Annotated in this window: 13 protein-coding genes and 1 CRISPR repeat array; of the genes, 7 read left to right on the top strand and 6 right to left on the bottom strand. The window is 29.5% G+C overall.

All coding sequences use genetic code 11. The features are described 5' to 3' along the window. Positions 1-58 precede the first annotated feature (58 nt). The 6 genes from XO10_RS02105 to XO10_RS02080 form a co-directional block, all read right to left on the bottom strand. Positions 59-1,978, bottom strand: a complete 1,920-nt coding sequence (locus tag XO10_RS02105; RefSeq protein ID WP_175421067.1) for a hypothetical protein — start codon at positions 1,976-1,978, stop codon at positions 59-61. A gap of 16 nt (positions 1,979-1,994) precedes the next feature. Beyond that, the gene (cas2, locus tag XO10_RS02100) at positions 1,995-2,273 is read right to left on the bottom strand and encodes a CRISPR-associated endonuclease Cas2 (protein ID WP_014295920.1); all 279 of its coding nucleotides are present in this window, start codon (positions 2,271-2,273) and stop codon (positions 1,995-1,997) included. Further along, positions 2,274-3,278, bottom strand: a complete 1,005-nt coding sequence (gene cas1, locus XO10_RS02095) for a CRISPR-associated endonuclease Cas1 (RefSeq protein WP_014295919.1) — start codon at positions 3,276-3,278, stop codon at positions 2,274-2,276. It lies immediately after the preceding gene. Between the two features lie 12 nt (positions 3,279-3,290). Further along, positions 3,291-4,931 carry a CRISPR-associated primase-polymerase type A1 gene (locus XO10_RS02090; protein WP_175421066.1) on the bottom strand — a complete coding sequence of 547 codons (1,641 nt, stop codon included), beginning with the start codon at positions 4,929-4,931 and terminating at the stop codon, positions 3,291-3,293. Between the two features lie 139 nt (positions 4,932-5,070). After that, positions 5,071-7,030: direct repeats of the CRISPR family, unit length 36 nt; unit sequence GTTTCTATCTCTTTCAGAGAGTAGTTATATTCGGAT. Positions 7,031-7,508: 478 nt separating this feature from the next. Further along, the gene (locus XO10_RS02085) at positions 7,509-8,972 is read right to left on the bottom strand and encodes a DUF2828 family protein (RefSeq protein ID WP_175421065.1); all 1,464 of its coding nucleotides are present in this window, start codon (positions 8,970-8,972) and stop codon (positions 7,509-7,511) included. 749 nt (positions 8,973-9,721) lie between these two features. After that, positions 9,722-11,893 carry a sodium-translocating pyrophosphatase gene (locus XO10_RS02080; protein ID WP_014295916.1) on the bottom strand — a complete coding sequence of 724 codons (2,172 nt, stop codon included), beginning with the start codon at positions 11,891-11,893 and terminating at the stop codon, positions 9,722-9,724. A 221-nt stretch (positions 11,894-12,114) separates the two neighbouring features. Here XO10_RS02080 and XO10_RS02075 point away from each other — a divergent pair, with 221 nt between their 5' ends. The 7 genes from XO10_RS02075 to XO10_RS02045 are packed head-to-tail and all read left to right on the top strand — an operon-like array spanning position 12,115 to position 17,733. Further along, positions 12,115-12,945, top strand: a complete 831-nt coding sequence (locus XO10_RS02075) for a phosphate ABC transporter substrate-binding protein PstS family protein (RefSeq protein WP_014295915.1) — start codon at positions 12,115-12,117, stop codon at positions 12,943-12,945. Next, a complete protein-coding gene (gene pstC, locus XO10_RS02070; RefSeq protein ID WP_303048655.1) occupies positions 12,935-13,828 on the top strand; it encodes a phosphate ABC transporter permease subunit PstC in 894 nt (297 codons plus the stop codon). The genes XO10_RS02075 and pstC overlap by 11 nt, the downstream gene beginning before the upstream one ends. After that, positions 13,815-14,639, top strand: coding sequence for a phosphate ABC transporter permease PstA (pstA, locus tag XO10_RS02065; RefSeq protein WP_175421064.1), 825 nt, complete (start codon positions 13,815-13,817; stop codon positions 14,637-14,639). Before pstC ends, pstA begins: the two co-directional genes overlap by 14 nt. Further along, positions 14,629-15,411, top strand: coding sequence for a phosphate ABC transporter ATP-binding protein PstB (gene pstB, locus XO10_RS02060; RefSeq protein WP_014295912.1), 783 nt, complete (start codon positions 14,629-14,631; stop codon positions 15,409-15,411). Before pstA ends, pstB begins: the two co-directional genes overlap by 11 nt. A 13-nt stretch (positions 15,412-15,424) precedes the next feature. Continuing rightward, complete coding sequence (gene phoU / locus XO10_RS02055) at positions 15,425-16,087, top strand: phosphate signaling complex protein PhoU (protein ID WP_075780259.1); 663 nt, start codon at positions 15,425-15,427, stop codon at positions 16,085-16,087. A 10-nt stretch (positions 16,088-16,097) separates the two neighbouring features. After that, on the top strand, positions 16,098-16,775 hold the full coding sequence (locus tag XO10_RS02050) for a response regulator transcription factor (RefSeq protein ID WP_014295910.1): 678 nt from the start codon (positions 16,098-16,100) through the stop codon (positions 16,773-16,775). Between the two features lies 1 nt (position 16,776). Then, on the top strand, positions 16,777-17,733 hold the full coding sequence (locus XO10_RS02045; protein ID WP_175421063.1) for a sensor histidine kinase KdpD: 957 nt from the start codon (positions 16,777-16,779) through the stop codon (positions 17,731-17,733).

Raw genomic sequence — 17,733 nt, 5'->3', positions numbered from 1 at the left:
GGAATAAAACCAATTACGTTACCCTTATTAAAATAACCCCTGAAAATCAGGGGTTATTTTAATAAGGTATATATAATTTCCACTCATAATCAGTTAAAGCTACTTTATTTGCTATATGCAAAGGATATGGAAGCTTATAATTTGTATATGGTGTGGAATGAGCAACTCTCGTTAGTAAATATATTTGTTCAATTATCTCTTCAATTGTATAATCCGTATTATTTTCAAGAATTTTTACTTCAACTCCTTTTTGATTTAAAAAGGTTTTAGGATAATAGATATATGTATTTTCGTCAAGCTTTATAATCCATTCTTTCAGATCATCATATGAATTAATATTTGTATTTTTATTGATTTCAACCAGAGTATATTTCGTATTATTATAAGAAACAAAATTTTTGATTATTTCAATATCTTCTATAAATCTTCCGTCTCTTAAAACAAATACATTTTCAGGCGAAACATTAAATTTTTCAATATATTTTTCAAATGCCTTAATATATTCTTTTTCTAAAATATCCAGATTCATTTTTTCATTTAATTCCAGATTTTTATGTTTTCCTATATACAATATATCTCCAGTATTATCAACTGCCGCAATACAAAGATTTGTTTTTCTTGCATAGGTATCGTGACTTAAATCTATTCCTATATATAAATTTTTCTCCTTATCTTCCATTTTCTTCAATATAAATGGTTTACATTCTGGAATAAAATTTCCCATTTTATAAACATAACTTTTTATGATAAACGGTTTTATATCTTCTAATTTTTCTTTTAATATAGGTTGAAGAATTAGATTATCTGGAAAATTTCTTACAAGTGGATCTATATTTCCTATATATTTATCAAGCAAAACTATAGCCATTACATTATCTTCTATTTGATTTATAAACTCTGTATTTTTTACTGTAAATTCTTCAGGATTATATAAAAATGCTGAGCTTTTAGTTTTAGGATCTCTTAAAAATTCAACCTTTGAAAATCCAAGTTCTGCTGCTGTGCGATAAAAAACTGAATGTTTGTTATGGAATAATTCTTTTAAAGATTTTTGAACTTCAAAAAACTGTTTTTTTGAAGAAAAGAAGAATATTGCCTTAAGAGGTTGTTCGTTTTTATAGAAAGAATATTTGAAAACATCTTTAGCATAACGAGATTCGCCATTTTTAAATTTATATATAACATTTATAAATATTTTATATCCATCTTTCAATTGATAATTTTCATTAAGATTAGTAATTTTATTTAAGAATCCTAATGTTTTTGGTATTTTTTTAAATCCTTCAAATACTTTATTTTTATATATTTCGTGTACTTCTTTTGAAAAACCGTATTTTTCTGCATCACGAGTTGTAAAATTAAAAAGGTAATTCTCTGGATAAGCAACTTCTACTATTTGGTTATTTCCAATATCTATTTTTAAAATTCCATCCAATCCTGAAATATATGGAAAACTTTTTCCAGATTTTATATTATATAAATATCCGCTTTTTATGGCTGATTCTAATGCAGGTTCTTTTGAAAGGAAAGTAAACTTAGGTAGTATTGATAAATAATACTCATTGGAAATATTATGTATTTTTATTTTATAAGTTAAGTGTGCATTTACATTTTCATTTGAATCTAAAGAAAACACTTCTGAATTTGAAATAAAATTATTTCCTTTTTTAAAATAAAAATCATTGTCAAGAAAAAGTTTTTTTATGTATTTGTATAGTGTCTTTACAAATAATTTTTTATCTTCTTCTTCCTTAATTATCTCTTCTTTTTCAACTTTATACTGAAAAACGTTTTTTGGTGTAATTTGAAAATCAATATCAGGTATTTCAATCCAGACAAGATCGTTTGAATCCTGGAATTTAAAATTATTCACTCTTGAAAGATTTCTGGCAAATAATTTAGGTTCCATGTCAGGATTGTAGAAGTAAAGTCGTTTAATTTTTTTAGGAATGTCAATTTTATACAAATTTAAATACATGCCCCTTCCCCCTCTCTCATATTATTAAAAAATCCTTGTCGTAATACTTTCCTTTATCAATGCCTATTGTGACAATATATCTTCTACTTTCTTTAGATATGGGATAAATTCTTATGGTGTCCTCATCTTTTTTTATTTGCTTTTTTAAACCTTTTATAAGTTTTTTCAATTGGTCCTGGTTTAATTCCGTTTCAAAAACACTGTATTGAACTCTAACTCCATAACTTTCAAGATATTTTACAACCTTTCGTCTTCTTTTATCATTTGTAATATCATAACTTACAACATAAAACATTTAATTCCCCACCCTATAAAATGGAATATATTCCTCTTCATCTCCAATAACAACTCTGGCATAATGTCTTGCCTGCTTTTGAAATATTGTTCTAATATAATTTGTTTCTTCGTCTAAATGATATCGCATTTTTTGAGATATCATCTCTTCGTATTTGGATATAAATTTCTTCATTCCCTCATCTGTAAAATATATAATATTTTCATCTTTTTTATTGAAATCATCTTTGCTTATTTCATTTCTATTAATTAATTTAAGTATAAAGTTGTCTATTATGATATTTCTAAATTCTTCAACCAGATCAAATAAAAGTGATTTTTTTGATATTTCTATGGTATGAAGATTGCCAAAATATGGATCTAATCCAACGATATTAATAGCTGCCATAACTTCGTTATACAAAAGATAGTATCCAAATGATAGCATGGCATTTACAGGATCTCTTGGTGGGTGCATAATGCGTTTTTCAAATTTGAAATTTTCGTTTTTTATTAATTTTTTAAATCCTTCAAAATAATATTTAGAACCAATTCCTTCAAATCCTCTTACTTCATCAATATTTTTTCCTTTATCAACTTTTTCTATAATCTTTCTAATCGAAGCAATTTCCTTGCTTAAAGTTCCTTTAGGTAAATATCTACTTCTATTAATCAAAAAATCATATGAATTTTTCAGTTTTCCTTTAACTATTGCTTTTGAAATTTTCAGTTTGAATTTTTCATCATAAGAGCGTTCGTATTGTTTTAATCTTAATAACACATTTCTGTATTCATCGGTATATAATTTTCCTCTGTATTTTCCAGTTTTCGTCATAAAAATAACTTCTATTTCATGATCAAGAAAATAGCTAATAATTGGAGTAGTAAGGGAAATATTCCCCATTAAATTAATCTTTTCAATTTTATTTAACGGAATCTCTGAAATAATAGAATTTTCTTTAGAAATAACAAGTCGTCCTTCTCTTTTAGAAAGCACAGCTCCTTGTTCTGTGATATACAAAATCATTTAAAAATCTCCTTATAATATAATTTCTATATCATCGCCAAATCTTTTTATTGTACCTATTTCGGTTCTTAACTCTTTTGAATCGCCCATCTTTTTAGCTATCATTCTTTTTAAATTTTTAATTTCTTTTTCTATTTCAAACTTTTCAGCATTTTTTTCAACAATCTTTTTAGCAATGTCATTTATGTCAATTTTATCAAGAAACATTTCTTCTATATTTTCCACAATTGCATATGGTGAATTATAATTACCCTGAAATTTACATGTGCAGTTTTCAAGACTCAACGATATATCTTTATTCAATATAATTTTCCGTATCTCTTCACAGGTTATTGGAACGCCTAAACTTTGTTTTATAATCATATCAATACGTTTTTTTGAAAAATTAATTGTTTGAGATAATTTCATTTCTATAAACTTTTTTGAATTTTCAAGATTAGCAAGTGATTTTATAAAAATCATTTCTTCCTCTTCTGTAATATATGCCTCTTTTTCTATCTTTTCGTTAATTTGTTTTAAAATATGGCATCCTTCAATCATTTGGGTAAAAATATTCTTATTACTTTTTGGCAGCGTTTTTCTAATTGAACTTTTAATTTTTTTAGATGCAGAATTTTTAGAACTGGTTGTTCTTTTTTTATATGTAACATTAAAATCATCATAATCATTTTCATTGAATATTTCTCTAAAAAGTTTATCAATTTCAGTTGCATTATTTTCTTTTATACTATTCAGAAATTCAATTTGATTTTCAATGACATTAAAATCATTATCCACAAATAAACATTTTTTACCTGTCTTTTTATGAACTCCAAGAGGTACTTTTATTAAATTTCCTAATCCACCATTTAAAGATGTTTGTTTTGGAAATATCTCAACATCGATACCTTCTTCTAATTCAATTCTATCCAAAATTTTCTCCATAATATACTTTATTTTATATGCAGAAACAGGAATATCAAAAAATATCCATATATGATATCCTCTATTGCCAGTAAATTCAAAATAATGAGTTATATTTTCCAAATTCAATTCTCTAGATAATCGTTTAGCAACTTTTTTACTATTCTCTTCATAAACAAATTTATCTTCTCTATTTAAATAATGCTTTTTTATATCTATATCATATGCTGCAAATTTAACAGTATCATTCTTTTTTAAAAGATATATTCCTAAAGTCTTTTTACCAGAAAAATGATTTTTTATATCATGAAAATTCAAAGGTCTTCTAATTGGTCTGTATCCACCTTCATATTGAATAGAAAAAACATCTTCTCTTCCTGAAAAAAGCGTCATAAAACGTTTTATTGCATTTTGAGATGGTGCTTTTAATTCGATTTTATCTGAGAGCTCTTTCACTTTAGATTCTATTCCTAATTCTTTGTATATTTTCAATGCTTTTTCAAATTTATTATTCTCTTCATAAATAATAGCAAGTTTATTCATATACTCCGAGTCATTAATTTCAGAAACTATTTTTTCAAAAATTGGTTCTGCTTCTTCAAATTTTTGAAAATCAAATAATAAATTTGCATAGCGAATTAATGAATCATCATTAATTGTTAATTCATTAAATGCTTTTTTATAATATTCAATAGCTTTTTCAAAGTCAAAATCTTCTTCAGCCTTAAATGCTAATTCTTTAAAATTCATATTCTCACCAACCAAAAATTTAAATTGTATATATTATAATTTTAACATAATGAAATTATTATGTCAATATTTATAGGAGAAATTTAAAATAGTTTTTGGTGATTAAAAGATAAAAAAGCTCCTGCTTTTAATGCAGGAGCTTTCTATCTCTTTCAGAGAGTAGTGATATTCGGATTTTGTAGATTTTTGGTATGATTTGGCAGAAAAAAGCGATGTGTTTCTATCTCTTTCAGAGAGTAGTGATATTCGGATAATGAAAAAAAATATCCAAGAGAAACAACATTAATAATTCAGTTTCTATCTCTTTCAGAGAGTAGTGATATTCGGATTTAAAGTGAAAAAGATTTTATGGATTTCAAGGCATGGAATGTTTCTATCTCTTTCAGAGAGTAGTGATATTCGGATTATCAGGTGACAACCGAAAGTTTTCAAATGTATTATAACAGTTTCTATCTCTTTCAGAGAGTAGTTATATTCGGATAGAAGAAGGAACATATGAAACAATAGAAAACAAAAAGAACGGTTTCTATCTCTTTCAGAGAGTAGTTATATTCGGATCCGGAGGAAATGATTAAAGGATATGAGGAATTTAAAAAATAGTTTCTATCTCTTTCAGAGAGTAGTTATATTCGGATATTACAAATGAACATAATGAGATTGACATCAAAGGCACTGGTTTCTATCTCTTTCAGAGAGTAGTTATATTCGGATAAGCTACCTCAGAAATAACTTATAAGCTTCTCCAGGTTTATAGTTTCTATCTCTTTCAGAGAGTAGTTATATTCGGATATAGCAGGATTAAACGGCCAACCATTAAAGCCGCTGTTCGTAGTTTCTATCTCTTTCAGAGAGTAGTTATATTCGGATACCCTTCAAGAGGAGTATGGCATACCCTGCCCGAGGAAGGATAGTTTCTATCTCTTTCAGAGAGTAGTTATATTCGGATGTCCGAGTATTTCGATGACCTCGGAGATGAAGAAGAAAATTGTTTCTATCTCTTTCAGAGAGTAGTTATATTCGGATCTTCAAGAATTGGCGGATGTTAAATTATCCGCCAAAGAGAGTTTCTATCTCTTTCAGAGAGTAGTTATATTCGGATGTAACTGAAGAAGAATAAAATTTATTTTAACAGGGGCTTAAGTTTCTATCTCTTTCAGAGAGTAGTTATATTCGGATTGATTAAAATAGGAGATTTTAGAAGATTTTTAAGAAGTTTAGTTTCTATCTCTTTCAGAGAGTAGTTATATTCGGATAAAGAAGCCTTCGTTGAAGGCTTCGAAAAAGGTTCAACAACTTGTTTCTATCTCTTTCAGAGAGTAGTTATATTCGGATGATTACGGGTATGTATTGCGTGACCATAAAAAAAGAAGAAGTTTCTATCTCTTTCAGAGAGTAGTTATATTCGGATGAAGAAGGGTTTGAATCAATGGAGGACTGGTTGGAATACTAGTTTCTATCTCTTTCAGAGAGTAGTTATATTCGGATAATGGTGATTTACGTTTAAAAATGGTATTAGATTATGACCCGTTTCTATCTCTTTCAGAGAGTAGTTATATTCGGATGAGCAGACAGCCTCAGCGTCGTCCGACTGAGGCGGTGATGGTTTCTATCTCTTTCAGAGAGTAGTTATATTCGGATGCTGAGGGCTTTGTACTCGGCCTTGAAATGGCCGGGTTTATGTTTCTATCTCTTTCAGAGAGTAGTTATATTCGGATAATGTGGGTGGTAATCAAATGTGGTATGAGAGAAATTTTGTGTTTCTATCTCTTTCAGAGAGTAGTTATATTCGGATACGGCAAGGCCGAAGGAAGAACTCAAACCGCAGCATATTTGGTTTCTATCTCTTTCAGAGAGTAGTTATATTCGGATAGAATTAAGAGGATAAAACTTAATAGCGTGGCTATAAATGGTTTCTATCTCTTTCAGAGAGTAGTTATATTCGGATGATATTATTGATGAATTCAAGGAATCTGAAAAAGAATATATGTTTCTATCTCTTTCAGAGAGTAGTTATATTCGGATTATCTTGGCTATGATTGGGAGCACTATTTGCTCCCAAATATGTTTCTATCTCTTTCAGAGAGTAGTTATATTCGGATAGCTGGTTTCTAGAGTGGTTATTATTAGCGTTTTTTAGAAGGTGATTTTTCGAACCTGTTTTTTAATTTTGAAATTTTCAGCATTTTTTCGAATAAAATCTCTGTAATCCGCTTTTCATCTATATTCGTACCTGTTTTTCAGTTTTTTTTTGTTTAAGCTGCTTTCAGAGATTTTGTGTTTTTGGATTTAGGTCCGTATACGAACTATTTTTATTATAACATTCTAAAATCCTTTTGTCAAGTAGTTTTTGAAAAGTGTTACAAAATCATAAACCTCTGCGAACCTCGTAGATATGTTTTGGTTTATTTATGCGTATTTTATAATTTTGACTATTTTGCGAATATCTTTCTTTTGTTTTTCTTTTATATTTAGTTTTTTTATAAATCTTTTATTAAATGTAATTGCAACTTATATCAAAAAATCAGTTATTTTATATATAAAAAACCAGCCATCGTAAAGAGTAGATGGCTGGAATTTTTAGTTTATATGTATATTTTTATATCTTTCAGAGTTTATTACATTTTCCATTATTTCGTATGGATTTATGTCTTTTCCAGTCAATATGTATTTTAATATTACTGGATTATATCCTGATATTAATGCTGTTCCATTTTCGTCGAATTTAACAGGAACATCATTTCCGTAACTACTTACATTCCAGAATATTAGTTGTGGTATTGGGTATCCTGCTTTTTCGTACATTTCTTTTATTGCTTCAAAGTTTGTTTTGCTATTGTCTGATACAGCCATATCAAACTGCATATCAGATATTATGTATATTTTTTCAGGTATATCTTCTATAGTATATCCGCCTTTTTTGGCAGTTTCTAATATTAATTCAAATACTTTTATTATATCTGTATTCGCATCCCAATATGCCTGAGATAATGTCTGGACTTTTTCGTATAATGTTTCTCCTTTTATTTCCTGTAATTCAGGTTTTTCGGAGAAGGTTATAAAGTAATTTTTAAATTTCCCTTTATTTCTTTCAGCAAAGTATATTCCCAATGAAACTGCTACTGTTATTGGGATCAAACTTTCGTCACATCCGTACATTGATCCCGATGTATCCACTACTGCTATGGCATCTTCTTCAATTCCATAGTCAGGTAGATTTTTCCATAGCATTTCTGCAGTTTCATTTTCTTTATTCAATACCATTTTTACTATATCATGGGGATATAATGTCCCTGCGTTTATTTTCTTTTTGTTATTTTTTACTTCTTCAAGATATTTTTCATATCTTTCAGCATCATGTTTATAAAATGCTCTGTGATATTTTTTCATTGCCCGGGATGGGACTATTTCATATTCAATGTTATCCCATTTGTTTTCGCTCATATCTCTTTCTACTATTTTTATATATTTTCTTAATTCAGACAACATTTTTCTATATGTTTTTGAGTCCATTTTAAAATATTTTCTGGTTATTTTGGCAAGTTTTACAGAGTGTTTAGAACTTGTGTTTTCGGACTTTAACCATTTTGCCAATAGACTTATTGGCTTGTTATCCTTATAGTTTTTTACATCTTCTATTATTTGTTTATACATAAATTCAAATGCTTCTGTTTCTACTTTTGTTCCAACAAAGGCATATAAATCGTCCCATCTTCCATATTCTGGTACATATTTTATTATCTGCACTGCTATTTCAGGGTATAGATTTCCTAACTTTTTTAATATATGTCTAAATGTTCTTCTTACTCCCTGACCGCCTCTTACATCCCTTGAGTAAAATAATATTTTTATAGCTTTTTCTTTATCTTCTGCAAATGCATTAAGGAATAATTCTTCAAATCTTTTTGGCTGGTTCATTAAAATCCCACATCTGTAAAAGAAATCAACTAAACTATTTCCGCTATTTTTTAAACTCAATGCTCCATTTCCTGTGTAATATACGTTTCCTTCTTCTTTTAATGCTTCCATGAAATTTTTATTCATACTATTCCCTCCTCCACAATTTTTAGTATTAAGCTAATTTTCCGGATTTAAAAATACATTGTAGTTTTATTAGCTGTTGAAAGTCTCTTCTCAACGCTCGAGACTTGAAAATATTTGAGTTTTTTTGAAAACAAGACTTTTTTAAAATTCATTTGAAATGTTGAAAAAAATAAGCTCAAGAATATTTTGTTGCAGTATAAGTCTTTGGATTTTAATGATTTTTCTCTTTGAATTCCATTCCCTTTGTGGAGGAGGGAATATAACAAGGCTCGTTCATAAAATTGTAGATGAAAAAATAAAAAGCTATCTTTTGCTGTTAGAGCCTTTAAAATCCGGATTTAAATTTTTTATTTAATAATATTTTCTAAAATATCATCTCCTTTCGGTTTTGTTGTATATAATAAAAAAAAGAGTCTTGTCGCAACATAATACACTTATGCTACAACAAGACTCTCCTTTCTTCAGGATTTTGAGCCTTCCAAATTACATTGATATTATAATCAATGATTATTGCGTTTATATTATCAATACTTTTCTGTTTTGTAAAAATATATTTATTATAATAAATTGTCAGAAAAATTGTGACTATTTATGTAGAATGTTAGTTATAAATAAATATTTTATAGCAATCTCAAAATCCTATTTATAGCTTTTAAAATAAAAAATTAAAAATAGCCACCTATATACTTAAATAACAACTCTCCCGGAACATAATAAAATGTCCGGGAGAGTCTTTGTTATGGTTTAAATCAAAATAGATGATATATTTTGAATACTGAAACTGTAATTAAGGAAGTTACAGCCATGATTTTTATTAATATATCCAATGAAGGACCAACAGTGTCTTTCAATGGGTCACCTACTGTATCTCCAACAACTGAGGCTTTATGAGCTTCTGTTCCTTTTCCTTCACCTTCAAGATTATTGTTTTCAATGTATTTTTTTGCATTATCCCATGCACCACCTGCATTTGCTGTATAAATTGCAAGCATTACACCACTAAAGGTAGTTCCTGCAAGGAGTCCTCCTACAAATTCAGTACCAAAAATGAATCCTGAAATTATAGGAGTTAATACAGCAATTAAAGCAGGTGTTTTCATTTCTTTTAAAGCTCCTTCACTACTTATTTTTATACATTTATTATAATCAGGCTTGTTTTTTCCTTCCATTAGTCCAGGGATTTCTCTAAATTGTCTCCTTATTTCTTCCACCATTTTTTCGGCTGCATTTACAACAGCATCAATTAAATATGCACTAAAATAAAAAGGTAATGCTGCTCCAAATAATGCCCCTGCAATTGTTCTTGGACTTATTAAATTGATATTTAAAAGTGTTTTTAAATCAACTGCCATATCCGGATTAATTTGTGAATAGACATATGATGCAAATAAGGATAAGGCAGCAAATGCAGCAGAACCAATTGCAAATCCTTTTCCTATAGCTGCAGTTGTATTTCCAACGGAATCAAGCATATCAGTGATTTTTCTTACTTCTGGGTCCAGTTCTGCCATTTCACTAATACCTCCGGCATTGTCAGCAATTGGGCCATATGAATCAACGGAGACAGTTGCGGCTACAAATGAAAGCATTCCCATTGCAGCCATTGCAACACCGTATAATCCTGAAAAATAATTTGCAAGAAGAATTCCAAACATTAGCATAAAGACGGGATATAATACACTTTTCATTCCTAAAGCCATACCTTTTGAAATGATTATTGCAGGACCGCCTTTTGCAAATGTGGCTAATTCTTGTGTAGGTTTGTATTTATCGCTTGTGTAATATTCAGCTAATAATCCTATTATAATACCAGAAATAATTCCTAACATAGCTGATAGCCATGGTGAAAATATGCCATATTTAAATCCAAGTAGCTTTAATTCATTTTGAGGAAGGTCTTTGAGGTAATAATATCCAGCTATTAAAGTAAATATTCCTGTAAAGGTTGCAGAGAATAGAAGTGAAGTGTTTAGTTCTTTGTGAGGGTTGTCTGTGCTTTTCTTTTTTATTACATAGAATATTCCCAACATTGCGCCTATTAATCCCATGATTGCAAAGATAACAGGATAAACTATTAATTTATATGTGGTTTCATAAGATATGATGGAATTGTTTTTTGATAGAATAAAGCTGGCATATAGTATTAATATTACTGAAGAGATAATTGCACCTATATAACTTTCAAGCAAATCTGCTCCTAATCCGGCAACGTCACCAACATTATCTCCGACATTGTCTGCTATTGTTGCAGGATTTCTTGGATCATCTTCTGGTAAGGCCAATTCTGTTTTTCCAACAAGATCAGCTCCCATATCAGCGGCTTTTGTATATATTCCACCACCGACTCTATCAAACATTGCAATTACAGAACAACCTAAAGCATAACCAGAGATGACCATTGCAAATGGAATATAGCTTATCCCCAGCCAATTTCTTATTACTTTTATATTTTCGATGTTGAGTAATCCCTGCCATTTTCCAAATATTATATATATTATAATTAGTCCCAATAATGCAAATCCTGCTACTGATAATCCCATTACGCTTCCGCCTTGAAAAGCAACTTTTAGTGTTTTTCCAATATTTTTGGTTGTTCTTGCGCTGTTGGATACACGAACATTTGCATATGTGGCCATTTTCATTCCGACATAACCAGCACTACCACTCATTATAGCTCCTATAACAAATGCAATGCCGGTATTTATATCTGTTACTATAGCCAGGATAATAGAAATAAATACAATGTATATTCCAACTGTTGTGTACTCGTGATTAATAAATGTTCTGGTGCCTTCTCGTATTGCTAAGGCTATTTCACTCATTCTTTCTGTACCTTCATCCAATTTTAATACAGAACGATAATTATACATTGCGAATAATAAGGCTAAAAGAGGTACTGTTATTAATAAATACAGCAACATTGTCCCACCCCACTTTATAGAATTTGTGATTACTTAATGAAATTTTGCACTAATTCTATTTAAATAAAATTTCTCTATTTTAATTATACCACTTTTTGATAGATAAAAGTAATATGTTATTTAGATTTTTCATCTTAACATTTCTTAATATAAGCAAAAAAATGCTAAAAAAATTTAATCTATACTACAGATGTAAAAATAAAAAATAGGAGGGAATGAAGATGAAAAAAAGTATAGGGTTATTTCTTGTTTTAGTATTAGTTATATTAGGTAAAGGTTTTGCTGAAAGATTGATTATTAAAGGATCAAATACGGTGTTTCCAATTGCTCAATTATGGATTGAGGAATTAAAAAAGAATAACCCGGAAATTGAAATTACACTTGAAGGTGCAGGATCATCAACAGGAATAGCAGCTTTGTTTAATGGGACTACGGATATTGCAAATGCAAGTAGATTTTTAAAGAAGAAAGAGATAGATAAGATGAATAGAGAAGGATTATATTTTGCGCCAATAGTTGTGGGATATGACGGAATTGCAATAATTGTAAATCCAAGATTGAAGATTAATAATATCACTTTAAAAACTTTAAAGGGGATTTATACTGGAAAACTTAGAACGTGGAATCAGGTTGATCCAAATTTACCTAAAAAAAGGATTGTTATTTATTCGAGAAATACTGCATCTGGAACATTTGAGACGTTTGAAAAGAAGGTTTTAGATGGAGAAAAGATGTTTCCTACTGTGAAGATGGTTGAATCAACTCAGTTTGAAATTGATCAGGTTGCGAGAAATCCATATGCAATTGCATATGTTGGAGTTGGATATGTTTCTGAAAAGGTTAAAGTGTTAACTGTTGAAGGCGTAAAACCAACAAAATTAAATATTTTAACTGCTAAATATCCGATTTCAAGACCTTTATATATGTTTATAGATGTAACCAATGGATGGCCTGAATCTGGACCTGTTAAGGAATATATCACGTTTGGATTGTCGAAAAAAGGACAGGAACTTGTTGAAAAGGCAGGATATGTAGCGGCATATGGTTTTTAATGAGGTGATTTTTTTGAGGGAGTTAAAAGATAAGTTGAATTTTATGCTTATTAATATAACTGCATTTCTGGGGATAGGGGCTTTGATATTGATATTTGTTTTTATTATTCATGAGTCTATACCGGCATTGAAAAGTGCCGGTATAGAAATATTCACGAGTTTTAACTGGTATCCAACTTATGATGAGCCTGAATACGGTATTTTAACTATGTTAATTAATTCTATTTTATTGACGATTTTTACATCGCTTATAGTTATCCCTTTAGGATATATTGTAGCTTTTTTTATGTATGAATATGCAAAGCCACTTGAAAAAAGATTAATAAAGTCTGCAATAGATCTTCTTTCTGGAGTTCCATCTGTGATTATTGGTATGTTTCTTGTAATTTATCTTTCTCCGTTGATGTTAGAAATAGGAGCATGGTCTCCGGAAAATATGTTGTTAGCTGTGTCAGGACTTGTTTTATTGTCTTTTCCATATACAGCATCATTAATGGAGGAAGCTTTGAGTTCTGTTGATAAGAGTTTGAAGGAAGGAGCGCTGGCATTGGGAAGTACACGATTTACAGCGGTATTTAAGATTGTTACTCTTGCAGCGTTGCCTGGAATAGTTAATTCCATTATTTTAACAATCAATAGGGTAATTGGGGAGACAATGGTTGTATTAATGGCTGCGGGAGGAGCGAATATGCTTCCACAATCTATTTTTGATCCTGTGAGACCATTAACTGCTGCAATAGCAAGTGAGATGGGAGAGGTGGAAATTGGAAGTATTCATTATTCTACGCTATTTGTTTCAGGACTTGTGTTATTGGTAATTTCTGTTATTCTTACTATATCTTCAAAAAATTTTGTGAGGAGTTATGAAAATGGCAAGAGATAAGGTTGTATCTATTGTGTTTAGAAGTATTAGTTATTTGCTTTTTGTTGTAGTAGTTATAATATTTGCGTTTGTTATTTTTGAGGGTATAAGGTTTTTTTCTTTTGGATTTTTTATACAATTTCCAAAAGATATGATGACAGAAGGAGGTATTTTTCCTGCAATATTGGGAAGTTTTTATTTGTTATTTTTAACTCTTGCAATATCGATACCTGTTGGAGTTTTAACGGGAATATTTCTTTCAGAGTATGGCGATAATAGAATTGGAAGATTACTTGATATAGCTATAACATCGTTGTCTGGAGTTCCTTCTATTGTTTTCGGACTTTTTGGACTCGCGTTGTTTTCTATTACAATGGGATTAAAAACATCTTTAATTTCAGGAGCTTTAACGCTTTCTGTTATGGCATTGCCAATAATTTCATCTGCAACTAAAGAAGCTTTAAGGGCTATTCCAGATGTATTAAGAGAATCGGCTTATGCACTTGGTGCAAAGAAAACGGAGATGATATTTAAGGTAATATTGCCTGCAGCTAAATCGAGAATTTTAACAGCTGTGTTAATTGGATCTGGAAGGGTTATGGGAGAAACTGCCCCGGTTTTGCTTACAGCTGCTGTTTTTTATTCAACGCAATTGCCAGGAAGTATAAAAGATCCTGTAATGACTTTGCCTACACATATATATAATATTGTTATGGCATATGGAGCTGATGCACAATGGATGGCAAAGGGAACAGCTTCTGTATTGATGATAGTAGTATTAATAATATATTCTTTTGCGTTTAGATTGAGGAGGAAAATAAATGGCAACTGAAACAATAATTAAAAGTTGTAATGATATAATTACTGTAAGAAATTTTAATGCATGGTATGGTGATAAACAGGCTCTTAAAGATATTAATATAACTATTAAGGAGAATAAGATAAGTGCTATTATAGGGCCATCTGGATGCGGAAAGTCTACGTTATTAAGAAGCATTAATAGAATGAATGATACTATACCGGAATATAGAATTAGTGGGGAGATTTGTTTTGAAGGAAAGAATATATATGATAGTAAAATTGATCTTACAATATATAGGAAAAAGGTTGGTATGGTATTCCAGAAACCTGTGCCATTTCCCATGTCTATATATGAGAATGTGGCTTTTGGTTTGAAGATTCATGGAGTGAAAGATAAGCAAAAGATTGATGAGATAGTTGAAATTTCATTAAGGAAAGCAGCATTATGGAAAGAGGTAAAGGATGAATTACATAAGTCTGCTCTTACACTTTCTGGCGGGCAACAACAAAGGCTTGTTATTGCAAGAGCGCTTGCTGTTGATCCAGAGGTTATATTGCTTGATGAACCTACTTCTGCTTTAGATCCAATTGCGACTCAGAGAATAGAGTTGCTTTTAGAGGAACTTTCAGAAAAATATACTATTGTTATTGTAACGCATAATCTTTCTCAGGCTATTAGAATTTCAGATTATCTTTATTTTATGTATCAGGGTGAATTAATAGAAAGCGGAAAAACTTCTGAGATAATAGAAAATCCACAAAATCAACTTACCGAAGATTATTTAAATGGAAGAATAGGATAATGGGGGTTATATAATGAAAAATATACATCATTTTGAGAATGAAATTTTGATTTTAAAGGCTGATATATCAAAGATGTTATCGTTGATTCTTGAGTCTTTTAATATGTCAATTAAAGCACTTGAAGGAAATGATAAAATGCTGGCTAAAAGAGTATTAGATCTTGATGATAAAATTGATAATTTAAATAGAAAGATAGAAGAAGAGGTTTATCAATTAATTGCAAGGTATAATCCCCTTGCAAAAGAGTTAAGATATATAATCACAATGATAAAGTTTTCCAATAATCTCGAAAGAATAGGAGATTTGTCCTGTAATATAGCGCAAAAAACATTTGAATTTGAAGAGTTAAACGAACATGCAAAATTAAATGAAAATATGCTGAAAATGATAGGTTTATCTTTAGAGATGCTTAAGGAGGTATTCAGAGCTTTTAATGAAAGGAATATAGAACTTGCAATAGAAATATGGAAAAAGGATAACATTATAGACGAACTTGAAATAGAAAATAGAAAAAATATATTAGAAGATTTTAAAAATGGGAAATACGATGAACGTTCTATTATTCCATATGTTTTAATAGCAAGAGATATTGAAAGAATTTCTGATCAGGTTACTAATCTTTGTGAGGAGATTGTGTATATTGAAAAAGGAGAGGAAATATTGAAATATATTTAGGAGGGGAATAATGGCATCTATTTTAATTGTTGAGGATGATAGTGATATTCGCGAAATTTTGAGGACATATCTGGAAATTGAAAAATATGATGTTTTTGAGGTTGAAAATATTCAGGAAATGAAAGCATTTCTTTCTAAAAATCATGTGGATATTATTCTTCTTGATATTATGCTTCCTGATGGAGATTCTGTGGAAATTCTCCCTTATATTCGTTCAGCAAATAGAAATACCGGGATTATAATTGTTTCTGCAAAGAATACAGATAGGGATAAGATATATGGAATAGAAAGTGGAGCTGATGATTATGTAACAAAGCCGTTTAATCCGCGAGAGGTTGTTGCAAGAGTGCGTGCTCTTCTAAAAAGACTTAAAAACGAAGATGAGAAATTGGAATTTGGACCACTTGAAATTTTTTCTGGAAATTATGTGGTTAAACATAAAAATAATGTAATAGATTTAACTGCAAAAGAATTTGAAATTTTGCTGTTATTAGCTAAAAATAATAAGAAGATTTTTTCAAGAGAAGAAATTATTGATAGAATCTGGTTTGACAGTGATTATATAACAGATAGAGTTGTAGATGTTCATATTAGTATGATTAGATCTAAAATAGGAAAAGGATGGATTAAAACTGTAAGGAATTTTGGATATAAGTTTAATCCTCAGGCATGGGAAGTGGAGGAATAATATGGATACGAAAATCCTGGATTTTATAGAAGAAGCGTATATTGAACTCGATAAGATAAAAGTGAAGGAAATTAATAAATCGGCAATGGATTTTGGATTTAAGAAAGGAATTGAGTTAATAAACATAATTACGTTTAATGAGATAGATGAGTTTATTAAAGCTATTATTAATAATGAAGATTTTGAAATAGAAACCACTGTCTATTTTTTTCAGGGAGAAAGTAAATATTGTTTTTTAAAATATCTATCAAATTATAATGTGTTGATTATAAAGGATCAAACAGAAAAGGAATTGGTAAAAAAGGTGAAATCTGATTTTATAACTTCATTATCCCATGAAATAAGAACACCATTATCTGTTGCAAAGGGAAATATATATCTTGCCATAGATCTTTTGAAGGATAATGAAGCGATTAAACCATTAAAGAAGGTTAGAGATTCTATTAATAAAATAGAGAGGATTCTTGATCAATTGACTTTGTTATCGTTGGCTGAATTTGAGAATTATGTTTTAAAATTCGAAATTTTTGATCCTCAAAAGATTTTTGAAGATGTAAAAAATGATCTCGAGGAGAAAATTAAAAGAAAGAATGTTAGTATTGATCCGGATTTAAATGTAGAAATGCTTAAAGGAGATCCTTTTGTAATTTATACAATATTGAGAAATCTTATTTCAAATGCAGTAAAATATTCATATGAAAACTCCAGGGTATATGTATCTATTTTTGAAGATAAAATAATAGTAAAAGATGAAGGAATAGGAATACGTGATGAAGAAAAGGAAAGAGTGTTTGAGAGATTTTATCGTGGAGTTGATGCGAAAAAATATGCTCGTGGTTCCGGTCTTGGACTTGCTATAGTAAAATATCTGTGTAATCTTGCAGGTTATAAAATAGAATATAATTCTCAATGGATGGTTGGTTCTACGTTTATTATCCATTTGAATACAGATATGTAA

The organism is Marinitoga sp. 1135 (assembly GCF_013363245.1).
Lineage (GTDB): Bacteria > Thermotogota > Thermotogae > Petrotogales > Petrotogaceae > Marinitoga > Marinitoga piezophila.
This window is presented reverse-complemented; position numbering and strand designations above follow the sequence as displayed.